The 24,251-nt window shown below is 74.6% G+C and carries 17 protein-coding genes; 7 read left to right on the top strand and 10 right to left on the bottom strand.

Annotation, left to right across the window (positions count from 1 at the left end):
* The coding region (locus tag KLI87_RS40750; protein WP_250904652.1) for a hypothetical protein at nt 1–240 on the bottom strand (240 nt) is incomplete at its 3' end.
* Nucleotides 241–696: 456 nt separating this feature from the next.
* Here KLI87_RS40750 and KLI87_RS37580 point away from each other — a divergent pair.
* On the top strand, nt 697–2,016 hold the full coding sequence (locus KLI87_RS37580) for an amidase (RefSeq protein ID WP_214620821.1): 1,320 nt from the start codon (nt 697–699) through the stop codon (nt 2,014–2,016).
* On the opposite strand, the gene KLI87_RS41780 is transcribed toward KLI87_RS37580, so the two are convergent.
* From KLI87_RS41780 to KLI87_RS37600, 4 genes are all read right to left on the bottom strand, one after another.
* Nucleotides 1,949–3,484, bottom strand: a complete 1,536-nt coding sequence (locus KLI87_RS41780) for a toprim domain-containing protein (RefSeq protein ID WP_214620822.1) — start codon at nt 3,482–3,484, stop codon at nt 1,949–1,951. The two genes, KLI87_RS37580 and KLI87_RS41780, sit on opposite strands and share 68 nt — an antisense overlap.
* Nucleotides 3,485–3,545: 61 nt before the next feature.
* Nucleotides 3,546–6,239, bottom strand: coding sequence for an AAA family ATPase (locus KLI87_RS37590; protein ID WP_214620823.1), 2,694 nt, complete (start codon nt 6,237–6,239; stop codon nt 3,546–3,548).
* Between the two features lie 188 nt (nt 6,240–6,427).
* A complete protein-coding gene (locus KLI87_RS37595) occupies nt 6,428–7,348 on the bottom strand; it encodes a serine hydrolase (RefSeq protein WP_308166509.1) in 921 nt (306 codons plus the stop codon).
* A complete protein-coding gene (locus tag KLI87_RS37600) occupies nt 7,345–8,328 on the bottom strand; it encodes a LysR family transcriptional regulator (RefSeq protein WP_214620824.1) in 984 nt (327 codons plus the stop codon). The genes KLI87_RS37595 and KLI87_RS37600 overlap by 4 nt, the downstream gene beginning before the upstream one ends.
* 125 nt (nt 8,329–8,453) lie before the next feature.
* Between KLI87_RS37600 and KLI87_RS37605 the strand changes: the two genes are divergently transcribed.
* On the top strand, nt 8,454–10,112 hold the full coding sequence (locus KLI87_RS37605) for a penicillin-binding transpeptidase domain-containing protein (protein WP_214620825.1): 1,659 nt from the start codon (nt 8,454–8,456) through the stop codon (nt 10,110–10,112).
* 9 nt (nt 10,113–10,121) lie between these two features.
* Here the strand turns inward: KLI87_RS37605 and KLI87_RS37610 are convergent, their stop codons facing one another.
* Both KLI87_RS37610 and KLI87_RS37615 read right to left on the bottom strand, forming a co-directional pair.
* A complete protein-coding gene (locus KLI87_RS37610) occupies nt 10,122–11,153 on the bottom strand; it encodes a magnesium transporter CorA family protein (RefSeq protein WP_156219114.1) in 1,032 nt (343 codons plus the stop codon).
* A gap of 8 nt (nt 11,154–11,161) precedes the next feature.
* The gene (locus tag KLI87_RS37615) at nt 11,162–12,190 is read right to left on the bottom strand and encodes a LacI family DNA-binding transcriptional regulator (protein ID WP_214620826.1); all 1,029 of its coding nucleotides are present in this window, start codon (nt 12,188–12,190) and stop codon (nt 11,162–11,164) included.
* A 142-nt stretch (nt 12,191–12,332) separates the two neighbouring features.
* On the opposite strand from KLI87_RS37615, the gene KLI87_RS37620 reads away from it, so the two are divergent.
* A complete protein-coding gene (locus KLI87_RS37620; protein ID WP_214620827.1) occupies nt 12,333–13,547 on the top strand; it encodes an MFS transporter in 1,215 nt (404 codons plus the stop codon).
* 123 nt (nt 13,548–13,670) lie between these two features.
* Here KLI87_RS37620 and KLI87_RS37625 read toward each other — a convergent pair whose 3' ends face one another.
* On the bottom strand, nt 13,671–15,353 hold the full coding sequence (locus KLI87_RS37625) for a dolichyl-phosphate-mannose--protein mannosyltransferase (RefSeq protein WP_214620828.1): 1,683 nt from the start codon (nt 15,351–15,353) through the stop codon (nt 13,671–13,673).
* 150 nt (nt 15,354–15,503) lie between these two features.
* Between KLI87_RS37625 and rsmI the strand changes: the two genes are divergently transcribed.
* On the top strand, nt 15,504–16,337 hold the full coding sequence (gene rsmI / locus KLI87_RS37630; RefSeq protein ID WP_156219194.1) for a 16S rRNA (cytidine(1402)-2'-O)-methyltransferase: 834 nt from the start codon (nt 15,504–15,506) through the stop codon (nt 16,335–16,337).
* A 190-nt stretch (nt 16,338–16,527) separates the two neighbouring features.
* Complete coding sequence (locus tag KLI87_RS37635; protein WP_156219111.1) at nt 16,528–16,830, top strand: hypothetical protein; 303 nt, start codon at nt 16,528–16,530, stop codon at nt 16,828–16,830.
* A gap of 40 nt (nt 16,831–16,870) precedes the next feature.
* On the opposite strand, the gene KLI87_RS37640 is transcribed toward KLI87_RS37635, so the two are convergent.
* Nucleotides 16,871–18,643: a hypothetical protein gene (locus tag KLI87_RS37640; protein ID WP_308166510.1), complete on the bottom strand. Its 1,773-nt coding sequence runs from the start codon at nt 18,641–18,643 to the stop codon at nt 16,871–16,873.
* A 311-nt stretch (nt 18,644–18,954) separates the two neighbouring features.
* Between KLI87_RS37640 and KLI87_RS37645 the strand changes: the two genes are divergently transcribed.
* Together KLI87_RS37645 and KLI87_RS37650 are read left to right on the top strand one after the other, a co-directional pair.
* Nucleotides 18,955–20,319 carry a glycosyltransferase family 2 protein gene (locus tag KLI87_RS37645; RefSeq protein ID WP_308166512.1) on the top strand — a complete coding sequence of 455 codons (1,365 nt, stop codon included), beginning with the start codon at nt 18,955–18,957 and terminating at the stop codon, nt 20,317–20,319.
* Between the two features lie 189 nt (nt 20,320–20,508).
* Nucleotides 20,509–22,404: a hypothetical protein gene (locus KLI87_RS37650; protein ID WP_214620829.1), complete on the top strand. Its 1,896-nt coding sequence runs from the start codon at nt 20,509–20,511 to the stop codon at nt 22,402–22,404.
* Between the two features lie 95 nt (nt 22,405–22,499).
* On the opposite strand, the gene KLI87_RS37655 is transcribed toward KLI87_RS37650, so the two are convergent.
* Nucleotides 22,500–24,122: a glycosyltransferase family 39 protein gene (locus KLI87_RS37655; RefSeq protein ID WP_214620830.1), complete on the bottom strand. Its 1,623-nt coding sequence runs from the start codon at nt 24,120–24,122 to the stop codon at nt 22,500–22,502.
* Nucleotides 24,123–24,251: the final 129 nt, after the last annotated feature.

Below are 24,251 nucleotides of genomic sequence, written 5' to 3' on the forward strand. Positions count from 1 at the left end.
ACCCCAGTGCCCCAGCAACCGGGGCTTGATGTGCTCCGGCCGCAGCGGCTCCCGCAACAGCGGATTGCCCAGCAGATAGATCTGACCCGCCGACAGATAGTTCGCCGCCCGCCAGTACGCGTCGACCCGCCGCGCCTCGTCGTCCGTCAAACCACGTTCTGACGAACCACGGGCCGCCGAACCGCGGTCAGTCGAACCACGATCAGTCGAACCACGGGCCGTCGCGAGGTCGTCGGTCATGGGCGCGTCCCTCCGGGTCGGTGTGCCGCCGCAGGATCACGTCCCCGCGATCCATGCGCCCTAACCGGGGGCCGAGGAGGCCACGGCGGCGGGTGCGCGCCGTCTACCGCGCCGCCGTGGCCTCGTCCCCCCACCCCGGCTGTGGACGTCACCGGCCGTGGGGCGGCGGTCGAAGGGCCGCCGCCCCGCCCCCCAATACGAACCGGTGGGAGCGTCTCCACAAGGTGCGTTGAAGCTTGCCGCGTACCGGCGCGTAGATTCACCGGATCGGAAAACGCCTCGGCGAACGGTCCGTGACCCGCGTCGAGCGGACGGTGACCGACGCCGCCCGGACGCGGCCCTCCCGGCGGCCGTCCGGCGACCGCCCGCCGAACCTCCCGGCGGCTGTCCGGCCACTGTCCCGGCCGCGCGGCGTCTGGGATGCTACGCGGAAGATCAGGAGCGTGAGGAGGCGGAATGGGTGGATTCTTCGCCGGACGGACGCTGGCGGACCTCGGCGCGGCGCTGCGCGCGGGCACCGAGTCGGCGTCGGGGCTGCTGGAGCGGGCGCTGGAGTCGGTCGACCCGTCCCTCAACGCGTTCGTGACCCTCGACGAGGAGGGCGCGGCGGTGGCGGCGCGGCAGGCCGACGAGGAGCTCGGGTCCAGCGCCGACCGCGGTCCGCTGCACGGGATCCCGGTCGCGGTGAAGGACATCATCGACGTCGCCGGCCTGCCCACCGGCATGGGCTCGGCGCACTTCGCCGGGCACACGGCCGAGCACGACGCGGCGGTGGTGACGCGGCTGCGCACCGCCGGCGCGGTGATCGTCGGCAAGACCGGGACGCACGAGTTCGCCTACGGCGGCACCGGCGACGTCTCGGCGGACGGCCCGTGCCGCAACCCGCGCGACCCGTCCCGGATGTCGGGCGGCTCGTCCAGCGGCAGCGCGGTGGCGGTCGCGGCGGGAACGGTCCCGCTGGCGATCGGCACCGACACGGGCGGCTCGGTGCGCATCCCCGCCGCGTTCTGCGGGATCACCGGCTTCAAGCCGCGGTTCGGCGCGATCCCGACCGGCGGCGTGTTCCCGCTGGCGCGGTCGTTCGACCATGTCGGCGTGCTCGCGGGCACCCCCGCCGACTGCCGCACCGCCTACCGCGTGCTGGCCGACCTGCCACCCGGGCTGTCCGAGCCGCCCGAGCCGTTCGAGCCGCGGCCCGAGCCCGGCGGAAGCGTCGCCTGGATCGAGCCGCAGGAGATCGACCCGGACGTGGAGCGCGCCGTGGCGGGGACGGTCCGCGCGGTGTTCCCGGACGCCGCGTCCGAGAAGGTGGATCTGAAGGAGCTCCGCCGGGTGTTCGCGGCGATCCAGGACAGCGAGGCCTACGAGGTCCACGCCGAGCGGGTCGCCGACGCGCCGGAGCTGTTCCAGCGCCCGACGCTGGAGCGGCTGGAGCGCGCCGGGCGCACGCCCGGCTGGCGCTACGTCCGGGCGGAGCGCGAGCGCGCGGAGATCCGCCGCGAGGTCGAGGTGCTGCTGAGGCGGCACGACCTGCTCGTGCTGCCGACGATGCCGATCACCGCGCCGCCGATCGGGACGACCGGGAGCGACCTCGGCCCGCTGACCCCGCTGCTGATCAGCCTCACCTGCGCGTGGAACGTGCTCGGGCTCCCGGCGATCAGCGTCCCCGCCGGGACGGTCGGCGGCCTCCCGGTCGCCGCGCAGCTCGTCACCCGGCCGGGCGCGGAGGACCTGCTCTTCGCGGCCGCCGAGCGGCTTCGATCAGCACCTCGGTGACGAGCCAGGCCGGGACGCCGGTGCGTTCGGCGGTGCGCACGGCCTGACGTGCCGCCTCGGGCGGGCGCGCCGCGATCACCGACGCGGCGGCGCGGACCGCGGCGAGGCGTTCCTCCACGGTCGCCAGCGCGCCGCCCGCCCGGTCGATCGCGGCGTCCACGGCCGCGTCCGCCAGCGGGGCGCGGGCGCGCAGGGCGCGGCGGACGGCCGCGCGCCCCCCGTCCCGCAGCAGGTCGGCGGGGTCGCGTCCGGGCGGGAGCGCGACCGTGTCGACCGGTCCGGGGACGCCCGCCAGCGTCTCCCAGGCGCGGACGGCGCCGGACCGCCCCGCCGGGTCGCCGTCCAGCGCGACCAGCACGCCGGTCGCGGCGAGGTCGGCGACGCCGCCGAGCGCGGCGAGCTGCGCCCCGGTGAGCGACAGCCCGCAGGCCGCCACGGCGGCGTGCCCGGCGAGCGCGACCGCGACGGCGTCGAGCGGCCCCTCGACCAGGACGGGGCGCGCCCCCGCCGCGAGCCGGTCGCGCGCCTCGTGCAGCCCGTAGAGCAGCTCGGACTTGTGGAAGAGCGCGGTGGCCGGGCCGTTGAGGTACTTCGGCCCGTCGGCGCCGTCGCGGCGGCGGCCGAGGAACCCGGCGATCGCGCCGTCCGGGGTCCGGATGGCGAACATCAGCCGGTCGCGGAACGTGTCGTGGACGCCGTCGTCGCCCTGACGGGCCAGGCCGGCCCCGACGATCTCCTCGTCGTCGTGGCCGAGCCCGCGCAGGTGGTCGGTGAGGGTGCGGGGGCCGGGCGGCGCGTGCCCGATCCGCCGGCGCCGCCGCACCCGCGCGGGGAAGCCGCGTTCCGCGAGGTAGGCGGGCACCCAGCTCTCCTCGCACCGCGTCTGGAAGAACCGGTGCGCCGCGTCCATGATCCCGGCGGCGGGCGAGGCCGGCCCGCGCGCCCGCGCGTGGAGGCGTCTGCTGAGCCGCAGGATGCGGTCCCCGGCGTCCGGCCCGGCCCAGAAGGCGTTGACCGGGAAGACGGGCGGGCGCGGCTCCCAGCCGAGCCAGGCCCGCACCAGGTAACCGACCGAATCCGCCTCGACCTCGCGCAGATGGCGAACATGCTCGGCCCAGTCGAAGGCCGCCGAGGGGCCACGCGGAACTGCGGGCAGCGGTAACCCGGTCGTCTGCGCCACGTCGAACACCGCGCGCACCCCGCCGGACGGCCCGAACACGCGGATCCCGGCCTCGCCCCGGCGGACCTGCCGTCCGGCGGCCCGCCACTCCTCGTAGGAGCGGACGTCGGTCGCCGCCCGCCACTGCGCGGCGATCAGCAGCGTGTTCGTGTACCCGAACCGGCGGCCGTGCAGGACGGCGCGCTCCAGCCACCACGTCCACGGGCGCGTCCCGTCGCGCAGCCGCGCGGTCTCCCGGGACGCGATGCCCCGCAGCACGCGCTCCTCCCCGTCCAACCCCGAGAGCACGGCAGGGCCTCCTCACTCGCAGCGGGAAGCCGAAGCGGGTTATACCCACATCCGCCCGGCGCTAGAGGTAGAGGCCGAAGAACTCCTCGGGGTGGTCGAGCAGCGGCGGCAGGTCCTCCGCGGTGAGCGTGATCAGCTCCTTCTTGGACGGCATCCGCGGCGGCTTGTCGCCCTTCCTCTCCGCCCGCTTGGCCGTGACGGCGGCGGAGGCGACCCGGTCGGCCTGGTTCGCGACCGCGACGTCCAGCATGTTGCGCATCAGGCGGCCGTTGCCGAAGGACGGCCCGCGCGGCGCCCGGCGCAGCATCGAGCGCAGCACCTCCTGCGTGCCGTCCGCCATGCGGAACCCGTCGGCGGCGGCGAGCTGCTCGAACACCGTCAGCAGCTCGTCGTCGGTGTAGTCGGGGAAGTGGAGCTGCTTGGGGAAGCGCGAGTCCAGGCCGGGGTTGGCGGCGAGGAACTCGGCCATCTCCTGCTGGTATCCGGCGACGATGACGACGAGGTCCTCGCGGTGGTCCTCCATCAGCTTGACCAGCTCGGCGATGGCCTCGTGGCCGTAGTCGCCCTTCAGCGGCGACTGCGTCAGCGTGTAGGCCTCGTCGATGAACAGCACGCCGCCGATCGCGCGCTCCACCAGCCGCCGGGTGCGCGGCGCGGTCTGCCCGATGTACTCCCCGACCAGGTGCGCGCGGGACGCCTCGACCAGGTGCCCCGACGACAGCACGCCGAGCCGCCGGTAGATGCGGCCGAGCAGCCGCGCGACCATCGTCTTGCCGGTGCCGGGGTTGCCGGTGAACACCATGTGCCGGGTCGGCGGGGTGATGCGCAGCCCGGACTCGCCGCGCAGTCGCGCCGCGTGCGTGCCCGCGACCAGCAGCGCGATCTCGTGCTTGACGGTCTCCAGCCCGGTGAGGTCGCGCAGCTCGGCGAGCGGGTTGCCGATGGACTGCGCCGTGTCGAGCGTCTCGGGGATGTCCTGCTTGCGGACGACCAGCTCCCCGCCGTCGGCCGTCCGCGCCCTGACGGCGGCGACGACCTGGTCGGCGAGGTGGGGCGCGAGGCGCGCGTTGCGGAGCGTCTGCGTCGGCGGGGTCGCCTCCAGCAGCGCGCCCGCCGCCTCGATCGCGTGCCGGGTCGCCCGCACGCCGTGCTTGTCCAGCGCCCGCCGGAACAGCTCGGCGTGGCCGCCCGCGTCGAACGGCCGGGTCCGCGCGATCCGGAACCGCTGCGGCAGGACGGGGTTGATCTCGCGGATCCGCTCGTCGCCGCCGGTGTCGCACAGCGCGACGAGCTGGAGGTCGGGGTGGACGGCCAGCAGCCGGTGCAGCTCGGCGGCGAGCGCCTCGCCGTTGCCGGGGTCGGCGACGACGCCGTCCAGCCCCTCGATGATCAGCAGCCGGTCGCCGGCGCAGTCGCGGGCGTCGGCGTGCAGCTTGGCGACCGCGTCGGAGAGCCGCTGCCCGGAGAACAGGTTGTCGGTGACCCACAGCGGGTCGCGGCCGAGCGCGAGCGCTTTGCCGAGCTCCTGCGCCGCGTCCCGCTTGCCGGTGCCGTCGGGGCCGGTGAGCAGCAGCCGGACGGGCTCCTTGCCGCGGGTCAGCTCGTCCAGCGCCGCCGTCACCTCCGGCTGACCGACCAGCGAGGTCGCCAGCTCGGGGCGCGCGGCCGGTTCGGCGACCGCGCCCGAGGTGACCCGCAGCTCCTCGATCAGCGGGTTCACGACGTGGCGGCGCGGCGCGTACAGGCGCCGCAGGTCGGTCTGGAACTGCCCGACGGGGATCCACTCGGCCTTCGGGAACCACGGGTCGCCCGGCAGGCCCTGCACGATCGCGACGAAGCGCATCGACATGTCGAGCCAGGCCCGGCACGCGTCCGCCGCGCCCGACACCAGCGCGCGGACGAGCCACGCCCGCGTCTGCTCCTGCCACGCGCCCGCCTTGAACCCGCGGCGCTCGCCGCTGAACCGCTGCTGCAGCTCGCGGTAGCGGTCCTCGCCGAGCGCGACCGCCAGCTCCGCCGGGACGTGCTCCAGGCTGCCCTGGAGCAGCAGCTGGATCAGGTGCGACTCGACGGACTCCTCGCGCGGCGCGACGTTCGTCAGGTGCTCGTAGGCGGCGAGCAGCCCGGCGCACACCCACTCCAGGTAGCCGACCGGGCCGAGCAGCTCGGGGATGGACGCGACGGCCGCGTCGTCGGCGTGCGCGTGCCAGTGCTCGCGCAGCTCCATCTTCGGCAGGTTCACATCGCACGCGGGCGGGTCGTCGTAGAGGCGCAGCAGCGCGCGGCGCCGCTCGTCCAGCGGCTCGATGCCCTCCAGCACGCCGAGGCACTCGCGGGCCAGCTCGATCGCCAGCTCCCGGTCGGGCGCCTCGACCAGCCAGTCGACGGGGGGACGCCAGCGGCCGCCCGGCGCGTCCCAGCGCGTCATGCGGGTGCTGAGCGGGCCGGGGTTGACCAGGTGCCGGTTCAGCAGCCGCTCGGGGAGCTGCGACCACGAGCCCGCCTTGATCGCGCCGCCGCCGGGCAGGAACGCCAGGATGCCGAAGATCTCCGCGGTGACCAGCGAGGCGGGCAGGGTCAGCAGCTTGTGCTCGTCGGTGGTGAGGTCGACGGCGCGCGGGTCGGCGGCCAGGGCGTCGATCCGCGCGGCGACCTCCTCGAACAGCCCGTCCGGGACCCGCCACGGGCCGTAGGCGTAGACGTCGAGCACCGGCTCGTCGGTGAGCAGTAGCTCCAGATGCTCCGGCAGCCGCAACGCATTCTCCCCAAGAGTGATCAAAGCAGAGGTACAGCCTACGTTTCCGTAGGGGGTGCTGGTTTAGCGGTCAGGCGCGGCACGGGTATTGGGACGAGCACGTTTCCACGACGCGCCAGGCGGAGCCAGTGACGGGTATCACATCGCGCCCCGAAACTTTTCTCCGCGCCGCGTGTCCGCCCCCGGATTCAGGGGGTGCGGCGCAGCGACTCGACGGCGAGCCGCGCGGAGGTGCCGATCACCGCGTCCGCCTGCGGCAGGACGGCGTTCGGCAGCAGCGAGCGGGTGAAGACGGCCACGGCGTACCGGCCGCCGTCGGGGTACTCCACGACCCCGACCTCGTTGCGGATCGTCGGCAGCGTCCCGGTCTTGCCGCTGACCACGACGTCGTCGAAGGGGAACCCCGACGACAGCCGGTGCGGCCACACCTGGAGGCCGAACAGCCGCCGCATCGCCGCGCACTCGGCGGCGGGGGCGGCCTCGTCCCGCCAGACGGCGCCGAGCAGCCGGGTCATCTCGCGCGGCGTGCTGCGGCTCGTCAGGACGGGGTCGAGCGCGCGCAGCCGGTCGAGCACGCCGGGCTCGTCGAGCCGCTCCCACACCTCGCCGAAACTGTCCGCCTCCGCGTCGGCCAGCAGCGTCTCGAACAGGTCCCGCCCGCTGCCCTCGACGCGCGTGCGGCGCAGGCCGAGGTCGGCGGCGGCGGCGTTGACCGCGTCCAGCCCGACCCGCTCCAGCAGGACGTCGGCGGACGCGTTGTCGCTCACCGCGATCATCAGGCAGGCGAGGTCGCGCAGCGACACCCGCACCTCGTCGAGCAGCGCCGACAGCCCGGTCGGCCCGGCGGTGCGGTCCTGCGGGCGCAGCGTGAGCTGCTCGGTGGGGTCGAGCACGCCGTCCGCGACCTGCCGGTAGAACGCCACGAGCAGCGGCACTTTGAACACCGACGCGAGGACGACCGGCGCGTCGGCGCGGAGCCCGACCTCCCGCCCGGTGTCGATGTCGGCGGCGTGCAGGTAGCCGGTGACGCCCGCGTCGCGGAACGCCGCCTCGATGCGCCGCGTCCGGGCCGTCCCGGGCCCGGTGGTGTCCCGTCCGGTCGCGCTCACGCCAGGAACCCCGAGGACGGGCGCGGGACGACGCGGCGGGCGGGCGCGCGGTCCAGCGGCGTCATGCCCGCCTCGCGGCGCAGCACGGCGGTGGCGACGGCGGCGAAGTCGGCGACACCGTCCGGCGGGTCGGGGGCGCGCCACGCGCACGAGGTGCGCAGCGACAGCGGCTCGCCCGCCAGCGGCCGCCAGACGACACCGGGCGTCGATCCGTCGGCGGCGCGCGGGACGAGCGCCACGGCCGTCCCGGCGAGGACGAGCCCGACCGCGAACTGCGGGTGCCGGGCCTCGTGGACGGCGGGCGGCGCGTACCCGTGCCTGCGGCAGGCCGCGAGCAGCTCGTCGTGGCTCCCGGGGGCCTCCTCGCGCGGGAACGTGACGAGGTCGTGGGCGCCGAGGTCGGCCAGGTCCACCTCGCCGTCGGGCGCGGCGTCGTCGGGCGCCGCGCCGCCGGGCGCGGCGCCGGCGGGGAGCAGGACGCCGAGGGGCTGGGCCAGCATCGGCCCGAACTCCAGGTCGCGCGCGGCGCACGGATGCCGGAGCACGCCCGCGTCCAGCGCGCCCTCGGCGAGCGCGCGGACCTGCTCGGCCGTGCCCGTCTCGCGCAGGTCGAGCCGCAGGTCGGGGCGGCGCTCGCGGAACGCGGCGATCAGCGCGGCGACGATCGGCCCGCCGAGGTCGCTCGGCAGCCCGGCGCGCACCGCGCGGGCCGCGCCGAGCCGCGCCCGCTCGGCGACGGAGTAGACGCGGTCCACGCGGGCGAGGATGTCGCGCGCCTCGTCCAGCAGGAGCGCGCCGGGGGCGGTCAGCTCCACCTTCCGGCTGGAGCGGTCGAACAGCCGCACGCCGAGCTCCTTTTCGAGGCGCTGGATCCGCTGGCTCAGCGGCGGCTGGGCCATGCCGAGCCGTTCCGCCGCGCGGCCGAAGTGCAGTTCCTCGGCGACCACGACGAAGCACCGCAGATGCCCCACCAGGTTCACAGGACGTGACGATATCAAATCTCATATCGCTGTGAGAACGATATCAATCTTGGACTTTTCGCTGGTCGGCTGGTGTCCTAGGGCGGCGGTGCCAACGGGGGCGCCGCGGACGGAAGGACAGGTCGATGACGCGCCGATCGCGCTGGACGCTCGTCGCCGCGGTCGCGGCGGTGGCCCTGGCCGCCGGGGCGGGCGCGGTGTGGCTCCTGCGGGACGGGGAGGGCCCCCGCGGCACCGTGGAACGCTACCTCGCCGCCTGGAACGCCGGGGACCTCGCCGCGATGCGGAGGCTGACCGACGGCCCGCCCGCCGACTTCGAGCAGAGGTTCACCCGCATGCGCGACGACCTCGGCATCTCCCGGCAGCGGTACACGGTCGCCTCGGTCGGTCGCCCGAAGGACGGGAGGGCCGGTTCCTCCTACGGCGCCGAGCTGACGCTCGCCGGGTCCCGGACGTGGTCGTACTCCGGGCAGCTCCCGCTCGCCGAGCGCGACGGGAAGTGGCGCGTCCGCTGGTCGCCCGAGGTCATGTACCCGACGCTCAAGGAAGGGCAGCGGCTCCGCGCCGCCCGGACCTGGCCGACCCGGGCGGGCATCTCGGCGGCGGACGGCGGCGACCTCGGCGGTTCGCCGTCGGGCTCGGTGCAGCAGCTCGTGGGGCCGCTGGGCGCCGCGTCCGCCGAGGCCGCCAAGGGGCTCGGCGCCCCCTACCGGAAGGGCGACACGATCGGCACCGAGGGCCTCCAGAAGCAGTACGAGCGGCGGCTCGCCGGGACGCCCGCGCTCGCCGTGCAGATCGTCGGCGCGGACGGCGCGCCGGTGAAGACGCTCCAGCGGTTCGGCGGCGCCGACGGGCGCCCGCTGCGCACGACGCTCGACCCCGCGACGCAGAAGGCCGCGGGCGAGGCGCTGGCGGGCGCCGCCAAGCCCGCCTCGCTGGTCGCGCTCCGCCCGTCCACGGGGGAGATCCTCGCGGTCGCGAACAAGCCCGGCGGCTACAACCGGGCGCTGATGGGCCGCTACCCGCCCGGCTCGACCTTCAAGATCGTCACGGCGGCGGCGCTGGTCGCCGGGGGGATGGACGCGCGGACGCCGGTCCCGTGCCCGGCCACCACGTCCGTCGGGGGCCGCTCGTTCCACAACTACCGCTTCGAGGACTTCGGGACGGTCCCGCTGCGCGAGGCGTTCGCGCACTCGTGCAACACCACGTTCGCGCGGCTCGCCGTCGACAAGCTCGGCGTGCGGCGGGTGGCGCAGGTCGCGTCCCAGTTCGGGTTCAACGCGCCGATCGTCGGCGGGCTGCCCGCCGTCCGCGCCGCCTTCCCCGCGACCAAGGACGACACCGCCTTCGCCGCCGCCTCGTTCGGGCAGGGCGAGGTGCTCACCAGCCCGCTCAACATGGTGAGCATCGCGGCCGCCGCCGCGAACGGCACCTGGCGCTCGCCGCGCCTCGTGGACGCCTCCCTCGCCGCGCAGGCCGCCGACGCCGGGGGCCGCCGTCCCGAGCCGCCGCACCCGCTGGAGCCCGCCGTGAAGGCCGCCCTGCACTCGCTGATGCCCGCCGTCGTCAGCGAGGGCACCGCGTCCGGCGTGGACTTCCCGTCCGGGACGGCGGGCAAGACCGGCACCGCCGAGTTCGGCGAGGGCAGGAACCCGCCGACCCACGCCTGGTTCGTCGGCTACCGGGGCGACCTCGCGTTCGCGGTGATCGTCGAGGGCGGCGGCACCGGCGCGGAGGCCGCCGCGCCGATCGCGGCCGCGTTCCTGAAGGGGGCCCGCGGCTAGCGCCGGGCGTCAGAGCCAGTCGCGCCGCTTGAAGACCAGGTACAGGCCGACGCTGCAAACGACGATGACGATCGAGCTGACGACGAACCCGTCGTGCTCGGAGAACCCGGGATAGGGGACGTTCTGCCCGTAGAAGCCGGTCACGGCGGTCGGCACCGCGATGATCGCCGCCCAGCTCGTGACCTTCTTCATCACCTCGTTCATCCGGTTGCCCTGCAACGCGAGCCGCGTGTCGATGAGGTTCGCGACCAGGTCGCGCAGCCCGTCGGTCGACTCGGCGACGCGGAGCGTGTGGTCGTAGACGTCCTGGAAGTAGGGCACCAGCGCCGGCGGGACGATCCGCAGGTCGCGGCGCAGCAGCGTGTTGAGGACCTCCCGCATCGGCAGCGCCACCCGGCGCAGCGCGATGAGGTTCTTGCGCAGCTCGTAGCTGCGCAGCTGCATCTCCCTGACCGGGAACGACTCGTCGAAGACCAGGTCCTCGACCTTGTCGGCCTCCTCGTCCAGCGCGGTCGCCGCGTCCAGCTGCCGGTCGACGATCATGTCGAGCAGCCCGTAGAGCAGGTACGCGGCGCCGGTCCCGGCGGCGTCGCCGCCGAGCCCGTCGTCCCAGCGGTGGATCAGCGCGTCGACGTCGATGCCCGGGTCCTGCCGGATGGTCACCAGCGCCCGCTCGGCCAGGAACGCCGACACCTCGTGCAGGACGAGGTCGCCGCCGTCCACCCGGGGGACGTAGGCGTTGAGGAACGCGTACCCCTGGTAGCGGTCGAACTTGGCGCGCTCGTGCCGGGAGACCGCGTCCTCGACCGCGACGTGGTCGAGCCCCAGCTCCTCGCTGATCACCCGCAGGTCCTCGTGGCGCGGCGCGCACAGGTCGAGCCAGACCACGACGTCCGGCCGCTCCAGGTAGTCGCTCACCTCCGCGACCGGGAACCCCTCCGCCTCGACCCTCCCGTCCAGCCAGGCCCGGGTGCGCGGCGGCGCGCCGCCGATGCGGTTGCCGGGGTGCGCGACATCGGTCTCGGAAGGATGCGATCCCATGGGCCCCTCTATACCCCCGCTTCGCGTTCGACTCGCCCCTCGGCGCGCGGGGGCGGGGCCGTGGAGCCGCGCACGATCAGCCGGCCGCGCAGGACGCGGCGGGCCGGGCGGCCGCCGTCCAGCAGCTCCAGCAGCGCCTCCATGCCGCGCGCGCCCAGCTCCTCGGCGGGCAGCCGGACGGTGGTCAGCTCCGGTTCCAGCGCCGTCGCGAGCAGCACGTCGTCGAACCCGGTGACCGACAGGTCGGACGGCACGTCCAGGCCGAGCGCCCGCGCCGCCTTGTAGGCGCCGGCGGCGATCAGGTCGTCATCGCAGACCAGCGCGGTCGGGCGGTCGGGGCCGGCGAGCAGCCGCGCGGCGGCGTCCCGGGCGGCGCCGACCTCGATCGCGCACGCGGCGCGCGTCAGCGTGCCGCCCGCCCGCGCGGTGACGGCGGCGAGCGCCTCGGCGCGGGCGCGGAACGTCCACTGGTCGACGGCCGCCGCGACGTGCCCGATCCTGCGGTGGCCGAGCCCGACGAGGTGCGCGGCGATCGAGCGCATCCCCTCCGCGACGCCGAACCCGACCGTCGGCACCGGGCCCGACGGGTCGCTGTCGAGCATCACGGCGGGCGTGCCCCGGAACTCCGCGAGCGCCTCGACCTCCATCGAGGACGCGAGGATGCCGTCGATCGCCTCGCGCGGCGCCGCGAACGGGCTCCCGGCGGGGCCCGCCGCGTCGTCCGGCCACACGTAGGCGACCACGCCGAAGCCGTGCCGCGCGGCGACCCGCACGGCGCCGGTGTGGACGGGCCCGAAGAACGGGGCGGTGAGCGTCGGCACCATCAGCAGCACGGTTCGGGTGGTGCCGAGGCGCAGGTTCCGCGCCGCCTGGTTCGGCCGGTAGCCGAGCCGCTCGGCGGCCTCCCGCACGCTCGCCGCCGTCGCCGGGGAGATACGGCCCGACCATTTCCCGCCCAGCACGAGCGAGACCGTGGACTGCGAGACACCGGCCTCGTGCGCCACGTCCTTGCTGGTGGGACGGCTGGTCGCGGGCACCCTGCGCCTCCCTGCGCGCGCGCCTGACGGCCGCTGCGGTCATCTGGCGGTGACGGAACTTCCCCAGACTAGGGCCGGGACGCCCAGTGGTACGTATGATGCGTCGAGTACTACGTATGACTTCACCCGAACCGGGGGACGGATGCGCGCCTACGTCGACTTCCTGCGCCGCCCCTACGCGGGCCGGCTCCTGGGCGGCACCCTGCTCGGCCGGCTGCCGAACGGCATGGGCATGCTCGCCGTGGTCCTGCACGTCCGCGCGGACGGCGGCGGCTACCCCCTCGCGGGCACCCTCGCCGCGCTGCTCGGGCTCGCGATGGCGGCGGGGCAGCCCGTCCTCGGCCGCGCGATGGACCGGTTCGGCCAGATCCGCGTGCTGCTGCCCGCCGTCGTCGCGTCCGCCGCCGGGTTCGCGGCCTTCGCCGCGGTCGGCGCCGCGCCGCTGCCGGCGGCGGTCGCGGCGGTGTTCGTCGCCGGTTTCGCGACCCCGCCCCTGGAGGCCGGGCTGCGCGCGCTCTGGCCGGACGTCCTGGACGGCCCCGAGCAGGTCGACGCCGCCTACGCGCTCGACGCCGCCGCGCAGGAGATCCTGTTCACCGCCGGACCGCTGATCGTGGTCGCGGCGGCGGCGGTCAACACCGAGACGGCGCTGCTGCTGACCGGGCTGCTCGGCGTGGCCGGGACGCTGGTGGTCGCGCTGTCGGGGCCGTCCCGGCGGTGGCGGGGCGCGCCGCGCGCCTCCGACTGGGCCGGGCCGCTGCGCTCGCCGGGGCTGCGCGTCCTGCTGACCGCGCTGGCCTGCGCGGGGATCGCGCTCGGCGTGTACGCGGTCGCGGTCGTCGCCTACGCCGAGCGGCTCGACTCGGGCGTCGCGTCCGGGCTGCTGCTGGCCTGCATGGCGGCGGGCGCGCTGGTCGGCGGGCTCGTCTACGGCGCCCGGCGCTGGGTCGGCGAGGCGCACCGGCGGCTGCCGTGGCTGATGGCCGCGCTCGCCGCCGGGTACGTCCCGCTCGTCCTCGCGCCGGGCCTCGCGGCCATGTCGGTGCTCGCGTTCGCCAGCGGCGTGTTCCTCGCGCCCACGCTGGCGTGCAGCTTCACGCTCGTGGACCGGCTCGCCCCGAGCGGCACCGTCACCGAGGCGTTCGCGTGGGTGGTCGCGGCGGTCGGCGCGGGCAGCTCGCTCGGCTCGGCGGTCGCCGGTCTCGGCCAGGACGTCGCGGGCGTCCCCGGCGCGTTCGCGGGCGCGGGCGGCGGCGGCGTGCTGGCCCTGGCGATCTGCCTGGCGGGCGGGCGGACCTTCCGCCCCGTCCAGGACACCCCGCAGTGGCGCGCCGACGAAGCCGAGGAAGCCGCCTAGGGGACGCGCGGGACGCCCACCACCCGCACCCCTCAGGCCGACGCCGCACCGCGCCGAGGGGGACAGGTCGCGTGGAGGTGCGCCCTTCGGTTCGGGACGCGCGTCCGGCCGGAGGAGGCGGGGTCAGACCCAGGTGCCGAACCAGATCCGGGCGTGCCAGTCGTCGTAGGGGAGGGTCTGCGCGGCCAGGATCGGATAGAAGTAGGCGAAGTTCGCCAGGACCACCAGCAGGAACGCGCCCGCCGCGGCGGCGCCGATGACGCGGCGCAGCCCCGCCGGGGGCGGCGGTTGCAGGCGCTGCGCGGTCGCTCCGGCGCCTTCCGGGACGTCGTCCAGGGGGTGGCCGAAGTCCGGCGGGTCGGCGCGGGGGACGGACGCGGCGTGCGCCCCCGCCGTCGTCGACGCCGGGCCGATCAGGTAGCCCAGCACCAGCACCACCGCGAGCACCATGAACGGGATCATCGGCGTCGCGTAGAACAGGAACATCGTGCGGTCGGCGAACGCCGAGGGGAACCAGGTCAGCCAGCCCGCGAGGAAGCCCATCAGGATCGCGCCCGCCCGCCAGTCGCGCAGGACCAGCCACAGCAGCAGGACGCCGACGAGGGCGGCCAGCGCGCCCCACCACAGCGCGGGCGTGCCGATGCCGAGGATCTCGCGGGAGCAGCGCGCGGCGCCGCAGCCGGACTTGGGCTCGTTGTAGAAGAACGCGACCGGGCGGCGCAGGATCGGCCAGTCCCACGGCCAGGACTGGTAGGGGTGCGAGGCGTCCAGGCCGGTGTGGAAGTGCAGCATCTCCTTGTGGTAGTGCCACAGGTCGGGCATCGCCTCGACCGGCCGCCACAGCGGGTTCCCCGACACCTCGCCGCGTCCCCAGCCGCCCGGCTTGAAGATCCACCCCCACCAGGACGCGATGTAGGCCACCACCGCGACCACGACGAGCTGGACGAACGCGGGCCCGGCCTCCAGCAGCAGCGTCCCGGCGGCCGGCCGCCGGACGGCGGCGGCGCGGCGGGCGCCGTAGTCCCACAGCACGACCATGAGGCCGAACCCGGCGATGTAGAACACGCCCGTCCACTTGGTGGCGCAGGCCAGGCCGAGGCAGACCCCGGCCCCCCACCGCCATCCGTGCATGAGGAACGGCCCGTAGGGCGAGGGGTCCCCGGCCTCGATCCGCTCCGCGAGTTGGCGGCGGGAGCGGTCGCGGTCGTTCACCAGGCAGGCGAACCCGGCCAGGACCCAGAACATCACGAAGATGTCGAGCAGCGCGGCCCGGCTCGTGACGAACTGGAGGCCGTCCAGCGCCAGCAGCAGCCCGGCGGCGCAGCCGAGCAGCGTCGAGCCGGTCATCCGCCGCGCGACCCGGCACAGGATCAGCACCGACAGCGTCCCGACCAGCGCGGGGACGAACCGCCACCCGAACGGCGTCGCGCCGAACAGCCACTCGCCGATCGCGATCATCCACTTGCCCATCGGCGGGTGGGCGACGAAGGAGGGCCCGTCCGACCAGATGTCCGCGTGCCGGTCGGCGATCAGCATCTTGTCGGCGTTGTCGACGGTGTTGTGCTCCCAGCCGAACCTCCACAGCGCGAGAGCGTCCTTGGCGTAGTAGGTCTCGTCGAAGACCACCGCGTGCGGCGACCCCAGCCGGTAGAAGCGCAGGAAGCCCGCGAGGGCCGTGACCAGCAGCGGGCCGAGCCAGCCGGCTAGCGCGCCGCCGGGGATCGCGGGGGCGAGCCATTCCCGGAGGGTGGGGGTCCGCCGCCGCGGTGAGGCCACCGGGGCGGCTACCAGATCCGTCGTCGCCATCCTGCAATCGTAAGGGCGGACTCCGGCGGCATCGGGCGATCTCCACCGCGCCGGACGAACCGCCCGCCGAACCGCCCGCCGAACCGCCCGCCGGGCGGGCCGGTGGGGAAGGGGCCGGTGGGACAGGGCCGGTGGGACAATGGCGGCGTGATGGGGACCTTGCTGCTGGGGGCGGCGCCGATCGGGCGGCCCGAGGACGCGTCGGAGCGGCTCCGGGCGGCGCTGGCGGGCACCCCGGTGATCGCCGCCGAGGACACCCGGCGGCTGCGGCGGCTCGCGGGCGACCTCGGCGTCGAGCTGTCGGCGCGAATCGTGTCCTACTACGACCAGAACGAGCGGGCCCGGGCCGCCGAGCTGCTGGCCGAGCTGCTCGCCGGACGCGACGTCCTGGTGATCACCGACGCGGGGATGCCGGGCGTGTCGGACCCGGGGTACCGGCTCGTCCGCGCGGCGGTGGCGGAGGGGGTGCCGGTCACGGTGCTGCCGGGGCCGTCCGCCGTGACGACCGCGCTGGTGGTGTCGGGCCTGCCCACCGACCGGTTCTGCTTCGAGGGGTTCCCGCCGCGCAAGCGGGGGGAGCGGGCCCGGCGCCTGGAGGCCCTCGCCCGGGAGCCCCGCACGATGGTGTTCTTCGAGGCGCCGCACCGGCTGGAGGAGACGCTCGCCGCGATGGCGGAGGCGTTCGGCGCCGGCCGTCCGGCGGCGGTCTGCCGGGAGCTGACCAAGACCTACGAGGAGGTCCGCCGGGGCCCGCTCGGCGATCTGGCGGCCTGGGCGCGGGACGGCGTGCGCGGCGAGATCACCGTGGTCGTCGGCGGCGCGCCCGAGCCCGAGGGCCTGTCGGAACCGGCCGACCTGGCCGCCGCCGTGGCCGTCCGGGAGGACGCCGGGACCCCGCGCAAGCAGGCGATCCAGGAGATCGCCAAGGAGAACGGCGTGCCGAAGCGGGTCGTCTACGACGCCGTCGTCCAGGCCAGGGGATAGGCCGGGGCCGCGCCGCCGGGCGGGGCCATGAAACCCGCACCTAATAGACACCCCACTCGGAGCTGTCTAACCACCGGATCCGGGGAATAACTCGTCGGGCGACATGTTCGGGGTGAATAGGGGATGAAGCGCATGGGATCGACGCGCTGCGTGACGTGTGCGTACCCGGCGTCACAAGGGGATGAGGGCCATGCATGACACATGGTCAGACCACGAGATGTGGGTCTATGAATGCCTGGCCTGCATGACGAGCTGGGACGAGCAGTTCGAGGTCCGCCACTACGACGACGGGCACGGCGGCGAGGCGGCGGTGTACGAACGGGGCGGCCAGCGCTGCACGACGCCCTGGACCGACCACGTCTGCCCCAACTGCCAGAGCCAGAACATCAAGGTGTTCTCCAAACCGCTCGGCAGGCAGGCGGAGGTGCCGAAGGCCCGCGCCGACGGCGACGTCGCGATGGTCTTCCACCTCCGGCGCCTGCACGCCTGGTAGAGCGCTCCAGCCGGTGGCACGCCCGTCCCGCGACCTCCGATCAGGTCGCGGGGTCGGGCGCGGCGACCCCGGCGGGGCCCTCCTCCGCGGTCACGTCCTCGCCGGCCCGGTCCGGGCCCCCGTCGATGCGGCCCATCCGGCGGACGCGGCGCCCCAGCGCGGCGAAGCGCGCCCTGACCTCCGGGCTGAACGTCATCCCGGCCGCGAGCGCGGCCAGTGGGACGGCGGGCAGCACGTACCGGTAGTCGAACTCGGCGGTCGCGGCGGGCGCGAGCAGCAGCCCGACCGCGAGCGTCCACGGCAGGAACGCCACGCCGCCGAACCGCCGCCACAGCGGCACCATCCCGGCGAGCCCCACCGCCAGGACGGCGGCGAGCATCGTCCCGCGCAGGAAGACGTGGTCCTGGTAGCCCCGGATCAGCCCCGCGAACGGCTCGACCACGCGGGTGCGGGCGTTGCCGTTCTCGTAGGCGTTCGCCTCGTCGGCGGCGGTGACGCCCGAGCCCATGTTCCAGTCGGGCAGCGGCTTGCTCACCTTGCGGAACTCGTACTGGTTGTAGGTGGCCTCGTCGGGGAAGACGGTGCGGTTCCACCGGAACACCTTGAGGAAGTCGTGCGCGACGACCCGGGCGTAGTCGACGGGCTGGGAAAGGATCACGCGCTTGGAGTAGTCGTTGGCGAGCCTGTCGTTCTCGGGGCTGAACCGCTTGCCGGTGTAGCGGTTGAGCGGGGACGCCTGGTTCCAGATGCCGTCCTGGGAGTTCGGCAGCCGGTTCACCCGCTCGGTGCACAGCGCGTACTCCTCGACCGGCAGGTCGTGGACCTTGTGGCAGTCGGCGAACTTGTAGACCCGCGAGTACAGGAAGATGCCGTTGCTCTCGGTGATGGCGAACTTGCCGGTCTCGGCCTTGTACCAGCCCATGTAGCCGAGGATGGGCAGCACGCACGCCACGAGCGTCACGGCCATGAGCCGCCAGCCGCTGCGCCGCACCAGCATGTAGGCGAGCACGCCCAGCAGCACCGGCATGCCGACCGACCGGGTCAGCCACGCCAGCGCGATGATGAGCCCCACCGAAGCGGCGATCTTCCAGGTCGGGCGGTCGTGCCACAGCAGCAGCGTCACCGCGCACATCACCAGGAAGGTGAACATCGTGTCGGACAGGACGAGCTCTTCGAGCTGGATCTGGTAGCCGTCCAGCAGCACCGGCGCCGCCGCGAGCGCGGCGCCCCAGCCGGGCAGGGTGAACCTGCGGCGCAGCAGCATGTAGATCATCACGCCCATGCCCAGGCCCATCAGGTGCTGGACGAGCGCGACGAGCGCGAAGCTGTGGAAGGGCTTCAGCCCGATCAGCAGGAACGAGTAGCCGTCCGGCCGCAGCGGGTGCGGGTAGGGGTCCGTCGCGACGTGCAGGTAGTCGAAGGTGTCGTTGAAGTACATCGCGGGCTGGTAGCCGATCATCGCGACCAGCCGCAGCAGCGCCGCTGTGGTGATGATCACAGTGAACGCGGGGTGTCGCCGCACCGTCGCCCACAGTCCGGCGGCGCGCCCCCGGCGGCCCTCGTCCTCCTGCGCGGGCGGCTCGTCCACCGCCGGTGAATCGCCGGGCTCGCCCGGCTTGCCCGTGTCTTCTTCGAGGTCAGTGCCCGTGCCGGGCCCCGGCTCGACCTCGGTCGCCGAATCGGTGACCGTCGTTGTGCCCCCGGGCGTGTCGCCGGACGTGCCGGACGCGGCGTCCCGAGCCGCCTCGTCGAGCGCGGCCTGCTCCAGCGCGCCCCCGTCGAGTACGGTGCCGTGCGGCGATTCCCCCGCCACTACCGCACCTCCCCTTCCATGCCTGGTGTTCCGCCTGGTGGCAGTGCGTTTCCCGCGAGCGTCACAGCCGACCCAACCTTTCCGGGCCGCCGTGCCCGTATGCTTGACGTCCTAGCCTGCCGCCCGCGACCGTGGCCGGGGATGGTTTTTCGGTTGCGAGTGAGCAACACGATACGGGCGCTCTTGTGGGGAGTGCCCGGCATCCTCCGTTCCCGGCAGGCATCATGAACCAGATGGGCCGCTCGGCGGAATACATATGAGATTCATGGTAAACACCGCAGACGGTCACCAGGGGTAACGAAGGAGATCGCGTGGAACTCTCCGTAGTGATGCCATGCCTGAACGAGGCGGAAACGGTCGAGACCTGCGTCCGCAAGACGATCCGCTTCTTCGAGGACAGCGGCATCGACGGCGAGGTGGTCATCGCCGACAACGGCAGCACCGACGGCAGCCAGCAGCTCGCCCGCGACGCCGGCGCCCGTGTCGTGCCGGTGATCGACAAGGGCTACGGCAACGCGCTCATGGGCGGCATCCGCGCCGCGCGGGGCCGCTACGTCGCGATGGGCGACGCCGACGACTCCTACGACTTCGCCACCCTCGGCCCGTTCGTGGAGGAGCTGCGCGACGGCGCCGACCTCGTCATGGGCAACCGCTTCAAGGGCGGCATCGCCCCCGGCGCCATGCCCCCGCTGCACCGCTACCTCGGCAACCCGGTGCTGAGCTTCGTCGGGCGGCTGTTCTTCCGCAGCAAGATCGGCGACTTCCACTGCGGGCTGCGGGCCTTCAACAAGGAGTCGATCCTGCGGCTCGGCCTCCAGACCGGCGGCATGGAGTTCGCCAGCGAGATGGTCGTCAAGGCGACCCTGCAGAAGTACGACATCCGCGAGGTCCCCACCACGCTGTCGCCGGACGGCCGCACCCGCGCCCCGCACCTCAACACCTGGCGGGACGGCTGGCGCCACCTGCGCTTCCTCATGCTCTACAGCCCGCGCTGGCTGTTCCTCATCCCGGGCCTGGTCTTCATGACGCTCGGGCTGCTCGCGGGGATCGCGCTGTCCACCGGCCCGGTCACCGTCGGCGAGGTCGCCTTCGACGTCGACACGCTCGTCGGCGCGTCGGCCGCGCTGGTGATCGGCTTCCAGGCGGTGCTGTTCGCGCTGCTCACCAAGGTCTACGCGATGCAGGAGGGGTTCCTGCCGCACGACCGGCGGGTCCAGAAGATCATCGACTGGTGGAGCCTGGAGCGCGGTCTGCTGCTCGGCGGCCTGCTCGCGGTCGCCGGCCTCGGCGGCCTGGTCGCCTCGCTGCTGCACTGGCGCGTCAACAGCTTCGGTGAACTCGACCCCCGGCACTCGCTGCGCATCGTCGTCCCGGCCGCGACCGCGCTGGTGATGAGCCTCCAGGCCATCTTCGCCTCGCTGTTCGTCAGCATCCTCGGCATCCGCCGCCGCCAGCACCCGCCGCTGGTCGACCCGACCGAGGAGGCCGCCGGCGTCGTGGACGCGGCCGCCGCGAAGGTCGCGGGCGAGCGCAAGGCCGTCGAGGGCGGCCTCACCAGGGCCGACGCCGCCGAGTCGCAGGACGCCGCGGCCACCGGGGACGGCGAGGCCACGGACCCGGCGTCCGGCGCCGAGGACGGCGCGTCGGTCGAGGCGGGCGGCAAGGCCGAGGGCTGAGCCGTCCCCCCGGGCGTTCCCCCGCCGGGCGCGAGCCGGGCCGCGAACCGAGAACTCCCTGAACGTTTCGGGGTCGCGGGCGATGCGCCGGCATCGCTGTGACAGGCTTGCACGACGATGGATCTTCCTTCCCTGACCTGCCGCCGCCCCGCCGGACCCCGGTGAGCGCGGGCCTATGAGCACGAGCCTATGAGCACGGGCACCATGCCGCCGCCCGGCGGCGGCACCGGCACCGGTGGGGGCGCGGCCGTCACGCGCGGGCCGCTGCGCGGGGCGGGCACCCTCCCGGAGGGCGCGGGCGCCCCGGCGCGGGCGCGCCGGCGCCGCTGGGTCTGGCTGTTCCTGCTCGGCTGGCTGGCGCAGGTCGCGGTGCGGGTCTGGCTCGCGTCCGGGCAGACCATGCCGATCGCGATCCCCGACGAGGCGGGCTACCTGTTCGCCGCCCGCGTCATGACCGGCGGCGCCGACGCCGACCTGTCCTACGGGACGGTCTACCGCGGCGGGTACCCGCTGCTGCTGATGCCCGCGTACTGGCTCGCCGACGACCCCGTCACCGTCTACCGCTGCGCGCTGGTGATCAACGCGCTGGTCAGCGCCGCGATGCTGCCGCTGGCCTACCTGCTGCTGCGCGCGCTGCGCGTGCGCCCGCGCTGGTCGTATGTGTTCGGGCACGTGACGGCGCTGCTGCCGGGCGTGGTGTTCTACTCCGAGTTCGTGCTGACCGACGCGGTGCTGCCGGTCGTGCTGCTCGGCTGGCTGCTGCTCGTGCACGCGTGGCTGAAGGCGCCCTACACCAAGGGGGAGCGGCCGTCCCGCCGTGTGGCGCTGTACGGGGTGGGCGCCTCGCTGCTGGTCGCGTTCGCCTACACCTCGCACACGCGCGGCGCCATCTTCCTCGTCGTGCACGGCGCACTGCTGGCGGTCGCGGTGGCGTGCCGGTGGCGGCACTGGCGCGGCGCGGCCCTCGCGGCGCTCGTCGCGGGCGCGGGGACGGCCGCCGGGACCGTCCTGAACCACTCGCTGCTGCCCCATCTGTACCCGGACGGCGACAACAACCTGGGCGGCAACCTCGCCCGGCGCCTCACCACCTCCGGCGGCCTCGGCTGGACGCTGTCGCTCGGCACCGGCCAGGTCTGGTACCAGTGCGTCGCGACCGGCGGCCTGGCGGCGGTCGGCCTCGCCGCGGTCGGGTTCGCGGCGGCGCGGCGCGGCACCCCGGGACGGCTGCGGGCGCTCGCGCTGGCGATCCTCGCGATCGTCGCGGGGATCGCGTTCGCGACCTCGGGCGCGCTGCCCGACGAGTACCGCGTCGGCAACTACGTCTACGGCCGCTACCTCGCCTGCGTCACCCCCATCCTGTTCGCGGTGGGCGTCGCGGTGCTGCTGCGCGCCTCGCGCCGGACGCTGCTGTCCGCGGTCGCCGCCGCGGTCGCCGTGACCGTGCTGGCGGCGAGCGTCGTCCGGTGGTACGCGGGCGACCGGCTGGCCCGCTACACCTTCACCCGCTACGACTTCCCGGAGACCTCGTTCCTGACCTGGGACTGGAGCTCCTTCCGGCTGTGGGACGCGACGCTCGCGGGGCTCGTGCTGCTCGGCCTCGCCGTCCTCACGACGCTGACGCGGCGGCGCTGGGGCCCGCTGGTGCTCGCGGGCCTGCTCGCCACCGTCGCGCTCGCGATGAGCTACACCGCGACCGACCGGATCGCGCGCCCGTCCGTGCGCAGCACGACCGCCTACACCGACATCCGGGGCAGCGCCGACCTGGAGCACACCCGCTCCATCGCGCTCGACTGGAACGTCCCATGGACGGTCCGGCTCTCGCACTACTACTGGGCCTGGTGGGGCGACGGCAGCCTCTTCAACGCACGCTGGACCAAGCCCCCGCAGGACGTGGACATGGTCGTCCTGCACTGGCCCAAGCGCGTCCCCCCGGAGGCGTCCTGGCCGCACGGAGCCCCCGACGGCTGGAAGGTCGTCGACAGCCGCCGCTCACCCGAAGGCGACTGGGTCGCGTTCGTCAATTGCAGTGCCCTCGGCGCCGGGCCCGGGGGGCCCTCCTTCCACGGGCCCTGCGGCGATCGCTAGCTCCGAACCCGCCTGGCGGCTCGCCGCGCGACCAGATTCCCGCTTCGCTCGAATCCGGCTTCGCACGCGATCGCGTGTCGGCGATGGAGCCGTCCTCAACGGGTCGCGCCGGGGGGCGGGTTCCAGAGTTGGAGGACGTTGTCGGAGGAGCGCCACAGCAGGCGCCAGCCGCGTGCGGGTGAGGGCCGCCAGCCGGCGCCGATCGGCGACTCCTGGCCGCGCCAGCGCGTGTAGAGCATCGGCCCGTCGAAGGCGTCGCGCGGGATCTGCGGCACGTAGTGCGGGAAGTCGCGGATCTCGCCGTGCCAGACCGGGTCGCCCCAGACGTCGCGGGTGTAGAAGGTGAGGGTCTGCGCGAGCCGCCGGTCGGCGCAGATCAGCCGGATCTCCTCGTGCTCGCCGAGGTAGCCGCGCAGCTCGCTCCAGGCGGTGTCGCGCGGCAGTTCGGGGACGGCGCGCACGCACGCCACCGTGTAGGTTCCGCCGAGCGCCACCACCAGCAGCGGCGCGACGACCGTGCGGACGCGCAGCTTCCGGGTCAGGCCGTCCGGCAGCATCCGTGCCATCAGGATCAGCGACCCGAACGCTCCCGCCAGCAGCGCGGGCAGCACCGCGAACCAGTAGCGGGGCAGCCACGCGCGCAGCGAGATGCTGTTCGGGTCGAGGACGCCCGACAGCGCCGTCAGCGGGACGGCGAGCGCGAAGAACCACACCAGCACGAGCGCGAGCCGCCGGTCGCGGGTGACGGCGAAGCCGATCACGGTCAGCACCAGCGCGCCGGCGAAGACCGTGCCGAGCGGCTGCCAGTCGTGCATGGCGCGGATGAAGGAGCGGAGCGCGAGCTCGCGGGTCACGTAGTCGCGGGACTGGCCGCCGTGCTCGGCCGCCGACATCAGCCCGGCCAGCGGATCACCCCAGACCACCGCGTTGTGGACGAGGTTGACCGCCAGCACCGCCAGCATCGGCAGCCCGACCGTCACGTTGCGCCGCCACGGGATCCGCAGCAGCCACAGGTACAGCGGGATGGGCAGGAACAGGAACGCCAGGAACTCCCGGACGAGGAACGCCGACGCCAGCAGCAGCCCGGCGGCGACGAGCATCCGGGTCTGGGCGCGGCCCGTCCGGCGGCTCGCGACGACCAGGCCCGCCATCCCGATCGTGAGCAGCCCCGCGCCCGGCATGTCGGGCAGCATCACGCCGGTCGACCAGGTGACGTCGTGGCCGTAGGGGTTGGTCATCGTGAAGAGCGGGTTGACCAGCAGCGCCGCCACCGCGAGGACGCCCGCCACGTCGCCGAACAGCGACCGGACGAGCAGGTAGGTCCCGGCGAAGAACGCGCAGCCGCCCAGGGCCGTGATGACGAAGTAGGACGCCTGCCCCTGCCCGAGGACCTCCTGGACGAGCCGCGCGGGCAGCACCAGCCCGATCCGCGTGACCTGGTGCGGTACCTCGTCGAACGGCCACTGCGAGAGCGGGATGTCGGGCCAGTCGCGGGCGCCGAGCCACACGTAGTACGGGTCGAAGTACAGCGGCGGCGTCATGACCGCCCACTGGGCGAGCACGGTGGCCGCCGCGACCAGGAGGGTCAGCCACACGACCCGCCGCGTCCGCCGGACGCGGCGCAGCGCCCGGCCGGGCCATCGGCGGTACGCCCCGGCGCGCCCGGCGCCGTTCGCTGCCTGCTGGACGTCGGTGTCCCCGGCCGTGGTCTGGGCCATGCCTCGCTACTGCCTCGCTAGGTAGATCTCCGCCTGGACGGGCGGCGGTGCCGTGGTCCGCCGGGGGCGCCGGGGCGCCGTCTCCGCCGAGGACTCCGGGGCCCCCGGAGCGCCGGACCAGGCTACTCG

Source organism: Actinomadura sp. NEAU-AAG7, from assembly GCF_018603865.1.
GTDB classification, from domain to species: Bacteria; Actinomycetota; Actinomycetes; order Streptosporangiales; family Streptosporangiaceae; genus Spirillospora; species Spirillospora litoris.